This is a genomic window from Rhizobium redzepovicii (assembly GCF_019793435.1).
Lineage (GTDB): Bacteria > Pseudomonadota > Alphaproteobacteria > Rhizobiales > Rhizobiaceae > Rhizobium > Rhizobium redzepovicii.
Genome location: NZ_JAILYH010000075.1, coordinates 1 through 577, shown reverse-complemented (window position 1 = coordinate 577; position 577 = coordinate 1). Strand labels below are relative to the sequence as shown.

Genomic DNA, 577 nt, shown 5'->3' with positions numbered 1-577 from the left:
CAGGATTTCCGGTTCCAACCAATCCATCCGCCGGCCTTTCTGATTTCGCCGCCTCAGGCAACGGAACCATATGCGGTGTAGCTGCTGACAGAACCCGTTGCGCGCTTGATAGTTATGCGACCTATGGGGCGGCGATCAGGATGAGACGCGCGCGACAATCTGGATGAGATTCTCATGTCGCGGTCGGGATGAAGTTATCATGTTGATTGTCGCTGGCAAGAGCTTCATCGTGGGTCTGATTGCCGCTCCGCGACTAACCGTGCGGTGCCTTTGATTGTCGCGAATGAGGCTGGCCTGCCGCGCCGGCGTTTGACCCCCATGGGTGGAACGTCGTCGATAGCTTTCGACGTTCATTTCGAATGATCGTTGCGTGATGAACAAGTCGGTCCACCGCGGCACCCGCCCGCAGGCATAGTTTGATAGTTGCAGGATACGTGGTCGGCATCGAGTACCCAACTCACACGTTGGCTCATGATCGCTGTATGAAATGCATCCGGCGCCATGGGCGGGTTTCGTCCTGGCCTGAAGCCATAGTAGAACCCGCAAAGGGTAGGCCGTCATAGACGGCACTAAGCAC

1 pseudogene is annotated in these 577 nt (G+C 57.0%); it reads right to left on the bottom strand.

The features are described from left to right. Positions 1-172: 172 nt before the first annotated feature. Positions 173-397: pseudogene (locus K6N12_RS35135) on the bottom strand (hypothetical protein); the annotation flags it as partial. Between the last annotated feature and the right edge of the window lie 180 nt (positions 398-577).